The sequence below is a fragment of the Nitratireductor sp. ATLC21 genome (assembly GCF_057196525.1).
The window spans coordinates 398,382-414,372 of record NZ_JBXUOU010000002.1 but is presented as its reverse complement, the minus strand read 5'-3'; the positions used below and the strand labels follow the sequence as shown (position 1 = coordinate 414,372).

Here is a 15,991-nt window from a genome sequence, read left to right as displayed (position 1 = left end):
GGCCCTGCTTTCCGAATGTTATTTCAAACCCTGCGTGGCGATGCCCCGCGTGAGAAACCGTTGTGATGCAAGGAAGAATCCCAGAACCGGCCCTATCGAGAGCACCGACATCGACATCAGCCCGCCGAATGAAGACGACCCGCCGCCCGCATCCAGAAACAATGCGAGACCAAGAGGCACGGTCTTGTGCTTCAACTCTTGCAGATAGATCAGCTGCGAGAGAAAATCGTTGTAGGTGAAGATGAACGTGAACACGGCCGTCGTCACGAGCGCGGGCAGCGACAGGGGCAGAACAATGCGCCAGTAGCGTTGCCAGAATGTCGCCCCGTCAATCTCTGCTGCCTGCTCCAGTTCGGCCGGAAGTGTGCGCATGAACTGCACCATGAGGAACACGAAAAACGCGTCGGTCGCCAAAAATTTGGGAACGATCAGCGGCAGGTAGGTGTTCACCCAGCCCAGTTTCAGAAACAGCAGATATTGCGGCACGAGTTGCGCGTGGATCGGCAGCATGATCGATCCGAGCATGATCGCGAACCAGAGCCGTTTCAGCGGAAACTTCAGCCGGGCAAATGCATAGCCGGCCAAAGATGCGCCAAACAGGTTCCCGATGATGGCAAATCCGCACACGATGAACGAGTTTGCCAGAAACAGACCGAAGGTCGCATCACGCTGCGAGAACCAGCCATTCCTGTAGTTCTCAAGGGTCACGATTTCGGGGATCAAACCCGGCGAGGAGAATATCATTGCCTCCGGTTTGAACGAGGAGGAAATCATCCAGGCCACGGGGTAAAGCATCGCGCACAGAGCCACGACAAGGCCCATATGCATGGCAAGGCGTCTGACTTGGCTCATTGTTTGTCATCTCCATAGAAGACCCAATACCTGGCCGACCAGAACAAGGCCCCGGTGATCAGTGCGATGACCAGCAAGAGCAACCAGGCCATGGCGGTTGCAGCACCCATGTTGAGCTGTTCGAACGCCTGCTTGTAGAGGTAGACGGTGTAAAGCATCAGGGAGTTCGCAGGGCCTCCTGTGCCACGCGAAAGGATCCATGCCTGCGTGAAACCCTGGAAGGACTGGATGGTGAGCAGGATCAGATTGAAAAAGATGATCGGCGATAGCAAAGGCAGGGTAATGCGACGGAAAATCGCAATGCTGCTGGCTCCGTCCATCTTGGCGGCTTCGTAATAGGAGGCCGGAATTTGCCGCAGCCCCGCGAGGAAGATCACCATCGAGGCTCCGAAGGTCCAGACATTCAGCGCAACCAGTGTCGCTGGCGCCGTGGATGGATCGGAGACCCAACTCTTGCCGGCAATGCCGAACCACCCCAAAAAATCGTTGAAGATACCTTCGTCACCGAAAACCTGAAGCCACAGAAAACCAATGGCCACGCTGCTGCCGATCAGGGAAGGGATGTAGAAGAGCGAGCGATAGATCGCCAAGCCCGACAACCCCTGGTTGAGTACGGCCGCCACCAGGAGCGACGCGATCAGGATCAGGGGCACTGAGCAAAGAACATATATCGCGGTGGCGATCACGGAATCGTGGAACACCTGATCCCAGAACAGGAGATCGATGTAATTCTCAAACCCCACCCATTGCGGGGCCGAAAACAGATTGTACCGGGTAAACGACAGATAAAGCGATGCGATGACCGGTCCGATCGTTATAAGGACCAGACCGATGAACCAGGGCATCAGAAACATGTAAGCCGCGCGGCTTTCGCTTTGTTGTGGCGTCAGCCTGTGGCGCTTGCGCCGGGATCTGGCGTGCTGATCCTTCATGCTTACCTCGAGCGTCGGGAAGGGGTATCGGGCGCGCCGTGGCGCGCCCGAACCGGTCTCACTTCATGTTGCGATTGATTTCGTTGATCATGTTCGCAGCTGCTTCCTCGGGGGTCGAACGCCCGAAAGCGACACGCTCATAGGCGGACTGCAGAGAATCCTTCAAAGCCTGATAGGCGCCGGTGGGGTAGAAAACACCCTTGGCCCGCTTCGACACAACACGAAGTGCCTCGATCTGCTCTTTCTGACCATCGGTCGCATCGGGCATCTTGTATTGGGCTTCCTGGAAACGATCGACGGCCACGACGCCATTGTCCGAAGAATAGATGTTGGCGGCGCGTTCGTCCTGCAGGAAGAAGTTCGTATAGGCGACCGCGATGTCGCGTGCGCCCGCTTCGCAGCCAGCCGCAATCGAGATGCCGTTGATACCGACATCCTCGCCGGCGCCATCCGGGCCAAGAGGATAAAGGGCGATATCAAGATTGCTGCCGGGCGCGGCGGTGTCGAGCACAGCCTGGTGTGCGTCGAGGCGATTCGCCGGACGCGGCTGCACCACGAGGCGGCCATTGGCGATGCCGGACTCTTCGATCAGATCGCTGCGCTCTTCAACAAGGCTATCCGCGTCCTGAGCAGCGCCTGCCTTGCGCAGTTCTTCCCAATAGTTGAACCAATCGGTCACGATGGCTTCGTCAAATCCGACACCGCCCTCGCTAAAGACCTTCTGCCCATGGGACTGGACATAGGCAATAAATGCCTCCGGCGAGACGGGCATTCCACCGGCAGCATCCACCCCGTCAGGCAGCTTCTCGTTCACCGCCAAGAGCCATGTCTTGAACTCCTCCCACGTCACGCTGTCAGGGTCAAAGGGCGCAATGCCGGTTGATTCTGCAAGAGATTGGTTCATCAACATCACGTAGAAGAACACGCCCGTCGGCACCATATAAAGCTTCCCGTCCTCACCACGGCCGGAATCGATCAGTGGTTTGGGAATACCGGTGAGATCCAGGTTGCCGGAAGCGACGAGGTCGTCCAGCGGAAGCAGGATCGAGGGATCGTCGTAATTTGCGAGCCAGCGGTTCTGCATCTGAACGATACAGGGTAGGTTGCTGCCTGCGGCCTGAACATTCACTTTCTGCCAATATCCGCTCCAGTCCGAAGGCTCCCGCACGATGCTGACGCCCGGATTCTCGCTCTCGAACAGCTCAATCACATCGTAGGTTTTCTCATTTCGAGACGGACCGCCCCACCAACTGTACCGCGCTTCCCCGGAAAGGCCGCTCTGTGCCTCGGCGGTCGCCACAGGCGTGGCGACCATTCCCGTCAAGCTCAAAGCCAAAACAGATGTCAGCGTCTTCAAACCATTCAGTTTTGCGTTCATTCTTGCTTCCTCCCTTTTGTGTTCCCCGGAACGCGCCTGACTATCAGGTCACATTGCGGGAGATCTTGCGACACAGGGCAAGCGCCTCGCGCAGGCCGTCCAGCCGCGCCACCCCCTGTCCCACAATATCGAAAGCCGTTCCGTGGCCCGGTGTGGCGAACGGTACGGTCAGCCCGCCTATGAGGGTCACGGATCGGCCAAGCCCAATCAATTTCAGGGCGATCTGCCCCTGGTCGTGATACATGGTCAAAATGCCATTGGCGCCCTGCGCCCTGGCCTGGGCGAATACGGTGTCCGCCGGAATTGGCCCGATGATATCGAAGCCATCCTCCCGCATGGCAGCGATCGCTGGTGCGATCACGTCAATCTCCTCGCGTCCGAACACGCCCTGCTCCCCGGCATGTGGATTGAGTCCGGCGGCACAGATTTTCGGTGCCTGAATGCCAGCCGCGCTCATCGTGTTGGCCAGTAACTTCGCAGCACGGCGGATACCATCGGCTGAGATTGCGTCGGCCACGTCGCGCAGCGGAATGTGACTGGTCACGCGTGCCGTCCACATACCTTCCAGTGCGTTGATCTCCCCGGCATCCGCGCATTGGGGCATGTTCTTCATGATGTATTCGAGCTCATCACCACTTGGATGGCCCGCATCGCGCATCGCCTGCTTGTTCAGCGGGCCGTAAACCGCGCCAGCAATCTCTCGCTTGCGCGCAGCTTCGGTCAGCCAGTCCAGAACAGCCAGTGATTCCGCTCCGGCTTCCCGTGACACTTTCCCCAACGGTCCGACCGGTGCATCGAACGGTAGATCCAGAAACCGCACGCCATCTGCGCAAAACTCCGACAAGCGAGAGATGCGCGGGATTTCGCGGCTTCCGCCAAACCGGGCCGCGGCATCACGAAACACGTCCCAATCCCCCAGGATGACAATTCCTCCCTCCACCGGAGCGCCCTTGTCTATAAATGTACGTGCCACGATCTCAGGTCCGATGCCGTATCGGTCACCGAGGGTCACAATCATGGGGCGAATGGATTGATTCATGGGGCAAAACTTACACTTCGAGGTGATTGATGTGATCACTATAATCTGTAATTATAAATTATCCAGAAAATTCTGAGGGAGGATGCGAGATGGCTGGGCGGCAGGAAAAAGCGCTGATCGGATTTGTGGGTCTGGGGATGATGGGCCTGCCCATGGTGCACAAGCTCCAGCAGGCCGGACATCGCCTGGTGGTGTGGAACCGTGAACCCGAAGCGTATGATCAGTTGAGCGATGTCTTGATCGCCGAAAATCCTCGCGCCGTTGCGGAACAGGCCGGCATCATATTTCTGTGCGTGCTCGATGACCGTGCGGTGGATGATGTGGTCTTTGGACAGCGTGGCATTGCCGAAGCGGCGAACCCATCACATCTCATCGTGGATCATTCCACCGGTCTGCCTGTGCCGACACAGGCGCGAGCCGAGAAACTGAAAAGCAGCTGTGGCGCAGATTGGGTCGACGCTCCGGTGTCCGGAGGACCCGGTTATGCCCGCGAAGGCAAGCTGACCATCATGGCGGGCGGCGACCCGGACACGCTGGCGCGCGCGGCGCCCTTCATGGATGCCTATGCAGGTCGCACCACATTGATGGGACCGGTGGGCGCGGGCCAGACCGCCAAGGTTATCAATCAGGCGATCTGTGGCGTCGGATATGTTCTCATGGCGGAAGTGCACAGACTGGCCACTCAGAGCGGACTCGCTGCGGAAAGGCTTCCGCAGTGCCTAGCAGGCGGACATGCAGACAGCGCTCTGCTGCAATATGCCTATCCGAAGATTGACGCACAGGACTTTGTGCCTGTCGCGAGCAAAGCCTCGCAAATGGCCAAAGACCTCAAGAATGTGGAAGCGGAAATCAAACGTCTCGGCCTCGCGCTGCCAATCGTCCAGCTCGCCAGGAAGCGATATGCAGATTATGTGGAGGCCGGACACGGCGACGATGAAACTGCCTCGATCAGCAAACTCTACAAGTAAATCTCATACGCTCCGGAAAGTGTGTAAACCATCTCTCCGGGATCAAACGCAAACCATGTCCTTGGAATGGACCGCGAGTGATTGGTGGGCCTCACAGGAGAAAGCTCGAACCAGCTTTTTCAGACCCTTGAAGAGTGGGAACGCATGCCGCGGGTCAGCGCCCAATTCCCTGACCCATTTGCGCAGCACATTCTCATGGAGATCAAGGTCGCGGGCAGCCTGGGAGACCGACACGCCTCGTTCCTTGACCAGTCTCACCGCCTCAAGCTTGAACTCGCGGCTGAATTTCCTTCTCTGCATTCACAAACTCCGGCTTCGTCAAAAACACGTTATCTCGGTGTCCACGAAACCGGCAGCAGGCCAATCAAGAAGTGATGGAATTGTTCGGCCCATACCGAGAGGGGGAATTTGACACCACGAAAGAACTGCCCTCATCCAACATGGAGGGTTTGTCGCGTTCCTTGACGAGAATAAGCATCGCTATAGGATCAATTTCGCACATGATTTGCGCAGCGATTATCGGTCGAAGCTATTCAGTCAGCTTGTTTTTTTCCTCAAAGAGATTGGTTTGAAGCAGCGGTCAAGAAAGACGACTGCGGATGGGAAAACCGGTTATGCCTATCGAATAGATGACGGGAGCTACGAGAAGATGAAATTGATTTCTCAACGGAGAGGCAAACAAACCAATTAAATTACGCGATTAAATTCGCAGCGCCCGATAATAATAAAATAGTTTTCAATTATGAATACCTTCACTCATTGAAGGAGATTTGTTCATTTTATATTTTTATTATTTATTTTTTAAAAGGGTAACAGGCCGTATATTCTTGGGTTTCTATATAATCCACTCTGTTACCCTCGATTGGGCCGATCAGCCCTTTACTTCCTTGGCGTATTTTCGGCGACGATTGTACCAATATGTCAATGCACCCTTGGGTGTCAGGCCCGCCCCCTCTCTCACCGCTGAAACAACCGCTTCCTGCGGCTGAGTGTTCAGAGCGCGATAAATCGCCATCGACGCATCGACCTTGGTCTTGCCCTGCGCAATCAATGCCTGACCCTGTGCGATTGCCTGCTCGATGGCCTTCGCATCGTCTTCACTGATAACAACCGACTGCTTCTCTGCTTCCTGCTTCTTCGCTGCCATTTGACAATCTCCTTTTGACTGCAGCGACCATCCTTCTGATTAATCACAACAGACAACGGAAAAGGCTTGGCAGGATTCCGAGGTGGTTCGATTACTATCGGCAGGCTTGCCCGGCGGGTAGAGAACTCCGGCTCAATGAACGCGCCGGGACCACAAGCTTTTCCGGATTTTTCCGAAAGGAAAACTGGGGCCGCTTCCTTCCCTGCAGGCCAGAATTCCAAGCGCAATCCAAGGCACGAAGGAATTTATAACATACTGATAAATATGGGATAATAATTCGCGGCGACAGTTGGGAAGCTGACAGGCTACCATTACATCATACCCGCGCAGCGCGCATTAATCCGCGACCTTAAGCCCGGCGTCAAGCGGGTTTGTGAGTGGGTCGTGTGCGCGCTGGATCCCTGGCGGATGGTAGGACATTCTTCGAACACGTCTGAACCGGAATCATACGCCAATCGCAAGGACTGATTGATTGGCATTTTTGAACCCGAATGCGTCATAAACCTTCAACCCCGCGCGGAGGCGTTCACGATGATATCTTTCACGATACGCTCCTTGGCTGCGCTGCGAACCGAAGTTGCGTGTGCTTGTCGGGGCTGAAATTCCAGCAAGCCACAAGCTTGGCTTTCAAGGCCGCCTCGCCTACCAATGCCTATCCAGCCTTCCGGCGCGGGCCTCACAGAGGTGCGTTGCCCCGTCATTCGCGGCAAGACAGCCCCCAAGGAATTGAGATATGCGTGACAAGAAACGAATTGGCATCATTGGCGCTGGCGCGATCGGGGGCGCTGTCATCCGCGAGATCGACAATTCCGCGGACACAGAAATCGCTTTCGTTCTTGTTTCCAACGTCCATCGGATGACAGGCTTCAACCTGGCCGACGGTATCGTCATCGATGACGCGAGCGAAGCTCTTTCGCGGCCGGTCGATCTCGTTGTCGAGGCGGCCATGCCTTCGGTCGTTCAGGAGCTTGCTCCGCGATTTCTTCGATCTGCCGACTTCTGCGCCTTTTCCAGCACGGCCATGGCCAGACGCGAGACCGAAGAGGAAGTTCGCTCCATCACGGCCCGGCACGGCAGCGCGTTTTACGTGCCGCACGGCGCCATCCTTTCCCTAGATGGCATTGCCGATGGCCGGGCGGCCATCGAGCAAGTGACCGTAACAACCACGAAGAGCGGGAAGAGCCTTGGCATCGACCCCAAGGCCGATGGATTGATGTTTGAAGGCGCGACACGCGAGGCCTGCGCCCGCTTTCCCCGCAACGTGAATGTTCACGCGGCCATTGCCCTTGCGGGTCTGGGATTTGACCGGACGGTCAGCCGGATTGTTGCTGTTCCTGACCTTCCCACAATGGAACACCAGATTGAGGTAAGTGGACCGGGATTGTCGTGGGACATTCGTGTCTCCTCCCGTTCCCTCGGCGGCGTGACGGGCTCCTACACGCCACATTCAGCGATCGGCTCAGTTCGCCGGATTCTCGGCGGCGGCGGGATCGTTGCCGTCTGAGTGGCGCAGGGAGACATCGCGGCACGCAGAAACAAAGGCATCAACAGCAGCCGCGCGCGCACCGGTCCGCCGCCACAAGATGCCTATTTTCCGGACCCCGCCGGAAGGCAGAAGGACCTTTCGCAGCGTCAGACCCTCTGGCCAAGGCGGTGCCCAATCGGGAACGATGGCGACACCCAGGCCGCGGCTGACCAGCGCGGCAATTGCATCGAGCGCGTCGAGCTCCAGCCACTCACGAACCGCAAGTCCGTTCTCCGCCAGATAGCGCGCCACGATCTGCCCACCCCACTGGTTGCGGTCATAGAGAATGAACCGCTGAGAGGCTATAAGGGCGTGCGGGGGCAATTCGGGAAGGGAATGCGGGGCGATGAACACGAGCGGCTCTTCGCGGATCGTGCTCCAGCCCATGGCTTTGGGCAGTGCAAAGTCAGGCCGGACGATCAGAGCGGCATCAAGCTCCCCGGCAATCACGCGATGGTAGAGTTCGGACGATGAACCAGGCTGAACGAAATAATCGATGGCCGGGTACCGATCGCTCAGCATTGTGATGATGTCCGGCATGAGACCGATCAGGGCGGTTGAGGTGGCACCGATACGCAATTGGCCGGCTGGCGCTCCATTTGCAGCAAGTGCGCTGAGGTCACGCGCCTTTTCCACGAGCTCCCTCGCCCTTTCAAGCACGGCAAGACCCGCCGCCGTCGGCTGCACGGTCCGTCCCGAACGGATTATCAGCTTGTGGCCAAGCTCCTGCTCAAGAACCTGAATGCGCTGGGAAAGCGCCGCCGGCGTCTTGTTTGTTCTGCGGGCGGTCTCGGCAATCGAGCCACAGTCCACGATCGCCAGAAAGGTTTCGAGAAAGCGAATATCCATTCGATGTTTTTTGCATCTTTTGAAGCAAGAAAAAATAGGTTTTTCTATCGTTTTGCCGCTTTAAACTCCCTGCCGAATATCGCCAGTTCATCGCAGGGAACCCCCATGTCGGAAATTGAGAAGAAGTTCAGAAAGCTGGAAACGGACAATGCGCCGGGTCAGGAGGTGCGGCAGTCCGCGAAGCTCGATGACGGCTACCTGAAAGGCGATATGCTTGAGGGACAGCGCGTCGACTTCTCCCATGGGGACGTCGATGCCCATGAGCCAACTCCGGGCGCGTTCGATGAATTCTCCGCCGGTGTCACGCGCGGCGGCTCACAGGCCTATACGGAATATCGCGGGGCGCTCGATATCCGCGACGAGCTGGCTCCCCGGCTTGCGGATTTTACCGGCGCCGACGTGGATGCCCGCGACGGATTGATCATAACGCCAGGCACGCAAGGGGCGCTTTTTCTGGCCATTGCCTCGACCGTCTCGCGGGGAGACAAGGTTGCGATCGTCCAGCCGGATTATTTCGCGAACAGGAAACTTGTCACCTTCTTTGACGGTGAAATCGTTCCGGTCCAGCTTCGCTATGGCGAGGCTGGGCCCGACGAGGCCGGTCTCGACCTGGAGGAGCTTGAAGCGGCGTTCCAATCCGGCGTGAAACTCTTCCTGTTTTCCAATCCGAACAACCCGGCAGGTGTCGTCTACTCGCCGGAGGAAGTGTCCCGGATTGCAGCTCTCGCGGAGCAATACGGCGCCACAGTCATCGTCGATCAGCTTTATTCCCGTCTCAGATATGAGGGCGTGACCTACACGCACTTGCGCGCTGTGAGCACGGCGTCTGAAAATGTCATCACGATCATGGGGCCCTCGAAGACAGAATCGTTGAGCGGCTATCGTCTGGGGGTCGCTTTCGGCTCAAAAACCATCATCAACCGCATGGAGAAACTGCAGGCCATCGTTTCGCTCCGGGCGGCCGGTTATTCGCAGGCGGTGCTCAAGACATGGTTCAACGAGCCCGAGGGATGGATGGAAGAGCGCATCGCCCGCCATCAGGCGATTCGCGATGATCTTGTGACGCTTTTTCGCGGTATCCCCGGATGCACGCTCCGCGTGCCACAGGCCGGCAGCTATCTGTTTGCCCGCCTACCCGAACTGACGGTGGCACCTGGCGATTTCATCAAGGCATTGCGCCTTCAGGCCGGTGTGATCGTTACCCCCGGCACCGAGTTCAGCCCCCATTGTGCCGACAGCATCCGTCTGAACTTTTCGCAGGATCATGCCGCTTCAGTGGCAGCCATCGAGCGACTGGCGACACTGGTGCAGCGCTATCGCGCCTGACGGCATCGGAGAAGATCGCTGTGCACCGTTTGCATCGTTCAATTCTGAAGCAGGCGGCGCACAATGCTTTCCCGGATCGCGTTGATGTGGCGGTACATTGCCTGGCGCGCAGCGTCAGGCTCGGAATCCGGGCGCAACGCTTCAATGATCGCCAGATGTTCCCGGCAAGTCTCGAGAAACCGCTCCGGCATGTTCTTGAGATCGAAGATGTGTGTCTTGCGGCGCAGCCCCGCAACAATCTCGGCAAGTTGCCGATTTCCCGCCGCTTCCGCGATGGTCCGGTGAAGCTCCTCGTCGATCCGACGCACCGCCTCACGTCCAGCCGGCATGCGGGCTTCATGATTGCTCATAAGCGTCTCGATCTCGGCTTTCATACGATCGAGAGAGTCTTCGGGTATTCGGCCCACCGCAAGTGCCGCCGCCTCGCATTCAAGCAGGCGGCGGATCGCGAGATTCTCGACATAGTGCGAGAGATCCATCGACAAGACCCGCACCACACGCCGGCTCTCGCGCACCAGAAGCCCCTCGCCTTCGAGGATCAAGAGTGCGTCCCGCATGGGCGTGCGCGAAAGGCCGAGCTCCTCAACCAGAACCTTTTCCTGGATGACAGTGCCGGCTGCCAGCTTGCCGGACATGATGTGCGCGAGAATGCGGTTATAGGCATCCTCGGCCAGTCTCGTTTCTGCCTGATTGGCCATCTCATCCCCCATCGGCTGGCAACACTCCGCCCCGCCTGCCCTGGTATCTATCGGCTCGTGCAGCAGTGCAAGAGCACAACCTCCAAATTGCACTCAATCCTCAATCCTCCGATATTCACTTAATATATTGACAGCGTATCGGCAATATATATTCTTGTTCCATCGGGCTGAGCCGCGCCCGAAAATCAAACCGCACATCTGCCGAAGAAGCCGAGTGCCAACAGACCGAAGACACAGGGGAACCACATGACCTTCAAACCTCTCGCCCTGATCGCCGCCATGGCGATCGGTATCGCCGCGACGCCTGCCGTTGCCGAATATCCGGACCGGCAGATCAAGCTGATCGTTCCCTTCTCCGCCGGAGGAGGGACGGACCTCAATGCACGCACGGTCGCTCAATTTCTGGAAAAGGAACTGGGAGAACCTGTCGTTGTCGTGAACCGCCCCGGTGCTGGCGGTGAGATCGGACTTTCCGAACTCGCAAGTTCCGACCCCGACGGCTACACGATTGGCATCATCAACACGCCTGGCATCATCACGATACCGATCGAGCGTGAGGCTCAGTTCTCGCTAGACAGTTTTGATTTCCTCGCTGCGATGGCCGAAGACCCCGGCACCATCAACGTTCTCGGGTCGAGCGACATCGGTTCGATCGAGGATCTGGTAGCCGCTGCAAAGGAAAAGCCCGGCCGCGTTACGGTTGCAACACAGGGGGCGGGCTCGGCCGGCCACATCAACACTCTGCTGCTGGAGCAGGCTGCCGGCATCGACCTGCTGCCAATCCCCTTTGATGGCTCCTCGGCCGGTCGCAACGCTTTGCTTTCCGGCGAGATCATGGCAACGACGGCCAATCTTGGTGAGGCTCTGACATTCTCCGAAGGGACGGATTGGCGCATCCTCGGCGTGATGGCCGACGAAGCTTCGCCGATGGCTTCGGACGTTCCGACCTTCGCTTCCGCGGGCTATCCGGTGATCGGTGGTTCGCTGCGCGGCATTGGCGCACCGGCCGGCCTTCCCGATGAGGTCAGAGAGAAGCTGGAAGACGCACTCAAGAAAGTCAGCGATGATCCAGAGTATCTGAAGATCGCAAAACAGGCCAATCTTCCGGCCCGCTTCATTCCATCAGATCGTTACGTCTCGATCCTTGAGGGCCTGGACAAAAGCTTCCACGAACTCTGGGAAACCACGCCCTGGAACCAGTAAAAGCATCAGGCGGGACGCCATATGGCGTCTCGCTTCCGGCTCCCGGTCGCGTCAAACGACCGCAAGCGCATCGCGATAGCGGGATACCGGTCGTTCACCACCAGACCAGCCGAACCTCACAAAGCCCGGAGCGCCAGGCTCCCGGCTCCCATGCCTATCCGGAGAGAACACAGTGATCGAAGAAATTGCCTCCAACCCCGTCAAGAAATTGCTGCGCGACGGCAAACCGGTTTTTGGCACCTGGGCCACCCTGGTCAGCAATCCAAAAATGATGAGGCTTCTGGCTGCGACCGGCCTCGACTTCGTTCTCCTGGAGATGGAACACAGCGATTTTTCGATCTCGGACGTTTCTGCGATGGCACTGGTTGCACGGGCATCCGGCATCGTGCCGATCGCTCGGCCCGACGGCCACAAGCCGCATGACATGACGCGGCTTCTGGATGCAGGCGCACAAGGCCTGCTCCTGCCCTGTATCGACAGCCCCGAGCAGCTCGAGGCCATCATGAAAGTGACCAAATACTACCCGCGCGGCGAGCGCATCCTGAACCTGCGCGGGTCGCACACCGATTATCTGCGCTACGAGGACACCGACAAGCAGATCGCGCACATCAACGCGGAGACACTGATGGTGGCAATGGTCGAGACACGCGACAGCCTCGATGCACTGCCGGAAATCTGTGACGTCGATGGGCTCGACGCCATCATGATCGGTCCCGACGACCTCTCGCAGAATCTTGGCGTTCCCGGCCAAGTGTCTCATCCATTGATGAACGAAGCCACCGAGCGGGTGATCGAGGTCTGCACGCAGAAGAACATCCCCTGGGGCTTTTCCTGCCAATCCATCGAAGCCGGCAAGAAATGGATCGATCGCGGGATCCAGTGGATGCCGCTCTCCAACGACGCCAACGCCATTTTCAACACGTTTTCGCCGCTTGCCGCCGGGCTCAAGGCCGCGGCCTCACGCTGACGCCAGACAAAGGAACCAGACGCATGAAAGCTGTCTCCATGTACAGCGCCTATGGATGGCGCGGAAAAATCGGTCTCATCCTGCCGTCCACCAACACGGTCAACGAACCGGAATTCTGGCGGCTGGCACCGGAAGGGGTGACGATCCACACCGACCGGGTGTTGCTGCTCGGCAATGCCACGCAGGAAAGCTACGACAAGATGGCCGATGCACTGGCCCAAGCAGCCGAGCGCCTTGCCACGGCCGAGGTCGACATCGTCGTCTATGGCTGCACGTCGGGATCGATCGTGTGCCCGATGCCGGAATTGCTCGACAGCATGTCGGCGCAAACCAACACCCCGGCCTGCGCTACGGCGGGCGCGGTGATCGCCGCGCTCAATGCCCTCGGTGTCAAGAAGGTCGCGGTCGGAACACCCTATGTGGATTTCGTCAATGAGAGCGAAAAGCAGTTTCTCGAAGACTACGGCTTCGAATGCACCAGCCTGCACGGCCTTCGGCTGGGCGAAACACAGGAAGAGCGGCGCGGCATCGGCCGGGTTCCGCCGCAGCAGGTCTATCGTCTTGCCCGCATGATTGACCGGCCCGATGCCGAAGCGATCTTCATCTCCTGCACCAACCTCGCCACGCTCGACGTCATCGAGCAGATCGAACAGGATCTTGGCAAACCCGTCATCACCTCCAACCAGGCCTGCTTCTGGGCGAGTTTGCGCCTGATGGGTCTTACTGACGTGATCGAAGGACACGGTCGGCTGCTGCGCGAGTGTCTCGATCCGATCACCCAGTCCGATTTCTACCTGCCAGGCACCGCGGCTTCGAAATGACCGTCGAGCCTGACATTTCGCTTGCCCGGAAGCTGTTCGACACACTTGCCGAAGCCACATCGGACGGCGTTGGCATCACCCGTGACAGCTATGGTGCGGGCGAGGCGTTTGCGCATGATCTGATCGCGTCGACGGCCCGGGACCTGGGGCTGGAAACACGCACGGACGCGGCCATGAACCTTTATGTCACGCTTGCCGGTGAGGATCGTTCCCTGCCGGCCGTGATGACCGGTTCGCATCTCGACAGCGTTCCCCGTGGCGGCAATTTCGATGGCGCAGCCGGGGTCATTGCCGGGATAAGCGTGCTCTCAGCTTGGCTTCAAGCAGGAAAAAAGCCCCTGTGCGACACCGTCGTCATCGCCATTCGCGCCGAGGAATCAGCCTGGTTTCCGGTTTCCTATCCGGGCTCCAAGGCCATTTTCGGAAAGCTTCCAGCCGAAGCGCTGGAGCTGAAGCGCTTCGACCGGGACGTGACACTGGGCGAAGCAATCGAGGCGGCAGGAGGCGATCCTCGGGCACTCGCATCGGGTACATGTCTTCTTGATCCACGAACCGTCAGCCGTTTCATCGAGGTGCATATCGAGCAGGGGCCGGTGCTCGTGGGATCCAATCAGCCAATCGGTATTGTCAATGGCATTCGCGGCAGTTTCCGCTACCGGCATGCCCGGATCAATGGTGTGTACAGCCATTCAGGCGCAACGCCGCGGGCCCATCGCCACGACGCAGTTGCGGCCGCCGCAGCCTTCATCGAACGCTTGAATGCGCACTGGTCGGCGTTTGAAGAGAACGGTGCTGATCTGGCGCTGACATTCGGGCAGCTTTCGACAGATGGCGAACAGGCGGATTTCAGCAAGGTTCCCGGTCGCGTCGATTTCAGCATCGATGTGCGTTCCGCCAGTGCGCAGACTCTTGACGCATTTGAGAGCGTCGTTTTGCGCGAGGTCGCAAATGTCGAGCAGCAGACATCCACACGTTTCGACCTGGGACCGCGCACCGCCAGCACGCCAGCACCCATGGATGCCGAACTGATTTCCGAAATGATGGACAAGGCTGAAGCGCTCGGAATTGACGCGCGCGTTATGCCTTCCGGCGCCGGGCACGATACGGCGACGTTTGCTCTTCAAGGCATCCCCTCTGCGATGATTTTCGTACGCAATCACAACGGTAGCCACAACCCTGAAGAAGCAATGGACATGGCCGATTTCGCGGTCGCCACCCGCCTTCTGGGAGCTGCTATGGATGCAGAACCGCCAATGCTCAGGGACTGCCAACCGATGGAGAACACCTCACATGCCTGAATGCCTGATTGTCCAGCCGATCCACCCCGCCGGCGAAGAAGCGCTTGAGGCTGCGGGAATAAGGGTTCGGCGCGCAAGCGCTCAGGACATGAAAACGGTCGCAGCCGAAATCGAAACGGCCGATGCCCTGATCACGCGCGATGCCGGGCTCAACGCCGAGGCGATGAACAGCGCTAAGAACCTGAAAATCATAGCCAATCACGGCATAGGCACCAACAAGATAGACGTCGCGCACGCCGCGGAACTCGGGATCCCGATCTCTTTCACGCCAACGGCCAATGCCCGTTCCGTCGCCGAACACGGGATGATGCTGATCCTCGCCTGCGCGAAGCGCACGGTCGAGGCCGATCATGCAGCGCGAAACGGCAATTTCCGCTTCAAGTTCGAAGGCGGCATGAGCGAGTTGACTGGCAAGACGCTCGGTATTGCCGGCTTCGGCACCATCGGCCGGTTGCTTGGCGAGATCGCAAAGAATGGTTTTGCGATGAAGGTCCTTGTCTGGTCGCCTTCCGCTGACGATGGTGCCATTCGCGACAATGGTTTCGAGCCGGTGGCAACGCTGGATGCCCTTCTGGAGGGCTCCGACGTGATCTCGCTGCACCGACCCGCCCGCCCCGATACGCACCACATGATCAACGCTGAAACCCTGCGTAAAATGCGGCCTCACGCCATTTTGGTGAACACGGCGCGCGGTGCGCTCATCGATGAAGCTGCTCTGGCTGAAGCGCTCGAGAGCGGGGTGATCCGCGCAGCGGGCCTTGATGTCTTCGACCCGGAGCCACTGGATGAAAGCTCGCCGCTTACAGGGCTTCGAAACATTGTGCTCGCGCCGCATGTCGCAGGCTCTACCGAAGATGCGTTGAAAGCCACGGCTCTTGCCTGCGCGCAGCACATTGTCGATGCGCTGGCAGACAAACGTCCGGAGAGCCTCGTCGACGCCGCTGTCTGGGAAAAACGCAGAAAAACATAAAATCGCGCAAAGCGAGGG

At 58.5% G+C, this 15,991-nt stretch carries 15 protein-coding genes and 1 pseudogene; 8 read left to right on the top strand and 8 right to left on the bottom strand.

The window, feature by feature from the left end; all coding sequences use genetic code 11:
• Positions 1-18: 18 nt before the first annotated feature.
• The 4 genes from AC2CHD_RS09645 to AC2CHD_RS09630 all read right to left on the bottom strand — a co-directional run bounded on the left by AC2CHD_RS09645 (position 19) and on the right by AC2CHD_RS09630 (position 4,135).
• Positions 19-852, bottom strand: coding sequence for a carbohydrate ABC transporter permease (locus tag AC2CHD_RS09645; protein WP_484553502.1), 834 nt, complete (start codon positions 850-852; stop codon positions 19-21).
• Complete coding sequence (locus tag AC2CHD_RS09640; RefSeq protein WP_484553501.1) at positions 849-1,706, bottom strand: carbohydrate ABC transporter permease; 858 nt, start codon at positions 1,704-1,706, stop codon at positions 849-851. The genes AC2CHD_RS09645 and AC2CHD_RS09640 overlap by 4 nt, the downstream gene beginning before the upstream one ends.
• Before the next feature lie 136 nt (positions 1,707-1,842).
• Entirely contained in the window at positions 1,843-3,162 is a 1,320-nt protein-coding gene (locus AC2CHD_RS09635; protein ID WP_229450516.1) for an ABC transporter substrate-binding protein, read from the bottom strand.
• A 43-nt stretch (positions 3,163-3,205) separates the two neighbouring features.
• Positions 3,206-4,135, bottom strand: a complete 930-nt coding sequence (locus AC2CHD_RS09630; protein WP_484553500.1) for a PdxA family dehydrogenase — start codon at positions 4,133-4,135, stop codon at positions 3,206-3,208.
• Between the two features lie 155 nt (positions 4,136-4,290).
• Here AC2CHD_RS09630 and AC2CHD_RS09625 point away from each other — a divergent pair, with 155 nt between their 5' ends.
• Positions 4,291-5,169: an NAD(P)-dependent oxidoreductase gene (locus tag AC2CHD_RS09625; RefSeq protein ID WP_484553499.1), complete on the top strand. Its 879-nt coding sequence runs from the start codon at positions 4,291-4,293 to the stop codon at positions 5,167-5,169.
• Between the two features lie 135 nt (positions 5,170-5,304).
• Here AC2CHD_RS09625 and AC2CHD_RS09620 read toward each other — a convergent pair.
• Together AC2CHD_RS09620 and AC2CHD_RS09615 are read right to left on the bottom strand one after the other, a co-directional pair.
• A pseudogene (locus AC2CHD_RS09620) lies at positions 5,305-5,469 on the bottom strand (transposase); the annotation flags it as partial.
• 571 nt (positions 5,470-6,040) lie between these two features.
• Complete coding sequence (locus AC2CHD_RS09615) at positions 6,041-6,316, bottom strand: hypothetical protein (protein WP_484553498.1); 276 nt, start codon at positions 6,314-6,316, stop codon at positions 6,041-6,043.
• A gap of 733 nt (positions 6,317-7,049) precedes the next feature.
• Here AC2CHD_RS09615 and AC2CHD_RS09610 point away from each other — a divergent pair.
• Complete coding sequence (locus AC2CHD_RS09610; RefSeq protein WP_484553497.1) at positions 7,050-7,820, top strand: aspartate dehydrogenase domain-containing protein; 771 nt, start codon at positions 7,050-7,052, stop codon at positions 7,818-7,820.
• Here the strand turns inward: AC2CHD_RS09610 and AC2CHD_RS09605 are convergent.
• Positions 7,776-8,690 carry a LysR family transcriptional regulator gene (locus tag AC2CHD_RS09605; RefSeq protein ID WP_484553496.1) on the bottom strand — a complete coding sequence of 305 codons (915 nt, stop codon included), beginning with the start codon at positions 8,688-8,690 and terminating at the stop codon, positions 7,776-7,778. The two genes, AC2CHD_RS09610 and AC2CHD_RS09605, sit on opposite strands and share 45 nt — an antisense overlap.
• Positions 8,691-8,795: 105 nt before the next feature.
• Between AC2CHD_RS09605 and AC2CHD_RS09600 the strand changes: the two genes are divergently transcribed.
• On the top strand, positions 8,796-10,016 hold the full coding sequence (locus tag AC2CHD_RS09600) for a pyridoxal phosphate-dependent aminotransferase (protein WP_484553495.1): 1,221 nt from the start codon (positions 8,796-8,798) through the stop codon (positions 10,014-10,016).
• Positions 10,017-10,054: 38 nt separating this feature from the next.
• On the opposite strand, the gene AC2CHD_RS09595 is transcribed toward AC2CHD_RS09600, so the two are convergent.
• Positions 10,055-10,714, bottom strand: coding sequence for a GntR family transcriptional regulator (locus AC2CHD_RS09595; RefSeq protein ID WP_229450507.1), 660 nt, complete (start codon positions 10,712-10,714; stop codon positions 10,055-10,057).
• 246 nt (positions 10,715-10,960) lie between these two features.
• Here AC2CHD_RS09595 and AC2CHD_RS09590 point away from each other — a divergent pair, with 246 nt between their 5' ends.
• The 5 genes from AC2CHD_RS09590 (at position 10,961) to AC2CHD_RS09570 (ending at position 15,973) form a co-directional block, all read left to right on the top strand.
• Positions 10,961-11,917, top strand: a complete 957-nt coding sequence (locus AC2CHD_RS09590) for a tripartite tricarboxylate transporter substrate binding protein (RefSeq protein ID WP_484553494.1) — start codon at positions 10,961-10,963, stop codon at positions 11,915-11,917.
• Between the two features lie 172 nt (positions 11,918-12,089).
• The gene (locus AC2CHD_RS09585) at positions 12,090-12,884 is read left to right on the top strand and encodes an HpcH/HpaI aldolase family protein (RefSeq protein ID WP_484553493.1); all 795 of its coding nucleotides are present in this window, start codon (positions 12,090-12,092) and stop codon (positions 12,882-12,884) included.
• Between the two features lie 23 nt (positions 12,885-12,907).
• Complete coding sequence (locus AC2CHD_RS09580) at positions 12,908-13,705, top strand: maleate cis-trans isomerase family protein (protein ID WP_223019581.1); 798 nt, start codon at positions 12,908-12,910, stop codon at positions 13,703-13,705.
• Entirely contained in the window at positions 13,702-15,003 is a 1,302-nt protein-coding gene (locus tag AC2CHD_RS09575; protein ID WP_484553492.1) for a Zn-dependent hydrolase, read from the top strand. Before AC2CHD_RS09580 ends, AC2CHD_RS09575 begins: the two co-directional genes overlap by 4 nt.
• On the top strand, positions 14,996-15,973 hold the full coding sequence (locus AC2CHD_RS09570) for a hydroxyacid dehydrogenase (protein WP_484553491.1): 978 nt from the start codon (positions 14,996-14,998) through the stop codon (positions 15,971-15,973). The genes AC2CHD_RS09575 and AC2CHD_RS09570 overlap by 8 nt, the downstream gene beginning before the upstream one ends.
• Positions 15,974-15,991 lie beyond the last annotated feature (18 nt).

Bases quoted from the DNA above. Each gene is read 5' to 3' on its own strand.
- AC2CHD_RS09615 (WP_484553498.1), bottom strand. From the start codon at position 6,316: ATGGCAGCGAAGAAGCAGGAAGCAGAGAAGCAGTCGGTTGTTATCAGT.
- AC2CHD_RS09580 (WP_223019581.1), top strand. From the start codon at position 12,908: ATGAAAGCTGTCTCCATGTACAGCGCCTATGGATGGCGCGGAAAAATC.
- AC2CHD_RS09600 (WP_484553495.1), top strand. From the start codon at position 8,796: ATGTCGGAAATTGAGAAGAAGTTCAGAAAGCTGGAAACGGACAATGCG.
- AC2CHD_RS09640 (WP_484553501.1), bottom strand. From the start codon at position 1,706: ATGTTTCTGATGCCCTGGTTCATCGGTCTGGTCCTTATAACGATCGGA.
- AC2CHD_RS09590 (WP_484553494.1), top strand. From the start codon at position 10,961: ATGACCTTCAAACCTCTCGCCCTGATCGCCGCCATGGCGATCGGTATC.
- AC2CHD_RS09570 (WP_484553491.1), top strand. From the start codon at position 14,996: ATGCCTGAATGCCTGATTGTCCAGCCGATCCACCCCGCCGGCGAAGAA.
- AC2CHD_RS09610 (WP_484553497.1), top strand. From the start codon at position 7,050: ATGCGTGACAAGAAACGAATTGGCATCATTGGCGCTGGCGCGATCGGG.
- AC2CHD_RS09645 (WP_484553502.1), bottom strand. From the start codon at position 852: ATGAGCCAAGTCAGACGCCTTGCCATGCATATGGGCCTTGTCGTGGCT.
- AC2CHD_RS09605 (WP_484553496.1), bottom strand. From the start codon at position 8,690: ATGGATATTCGCTTTCTCGAAACCTTTCTGGCGATCGTGGACTGTGGC.
- AC2CHD_RS09635 (WP_229450516.1), bottom strand. From the start codon at position 3,162: ATGAACGCAAAACTGAATGGTTTGAAGACGCTGACATCTGTTTTGGCT.
- AC2CHD_RS09575 (WP_484553492.1), top strand. From the start codon at position 13,702: ATGACCGTCGAGCCTGACATTTCGCTTGCCCGGAAGCTGTTCGACACA.
- AC2CHD_RS09625 (WP_484553499.1), top strand. From the start codon at position 4,291: ATGGCTGGGCGGCAGGAAAAAGCGCTGATCGGATTTGTGGGTCTGGGG.
- AC2CHD_RS09595 (WP_229450507.1), bottom strand. From the start codon at position 10,714: ATGGCCAATCAGGCAGAAACGAGACTGGCCGAGGATGCCTATAACCGC.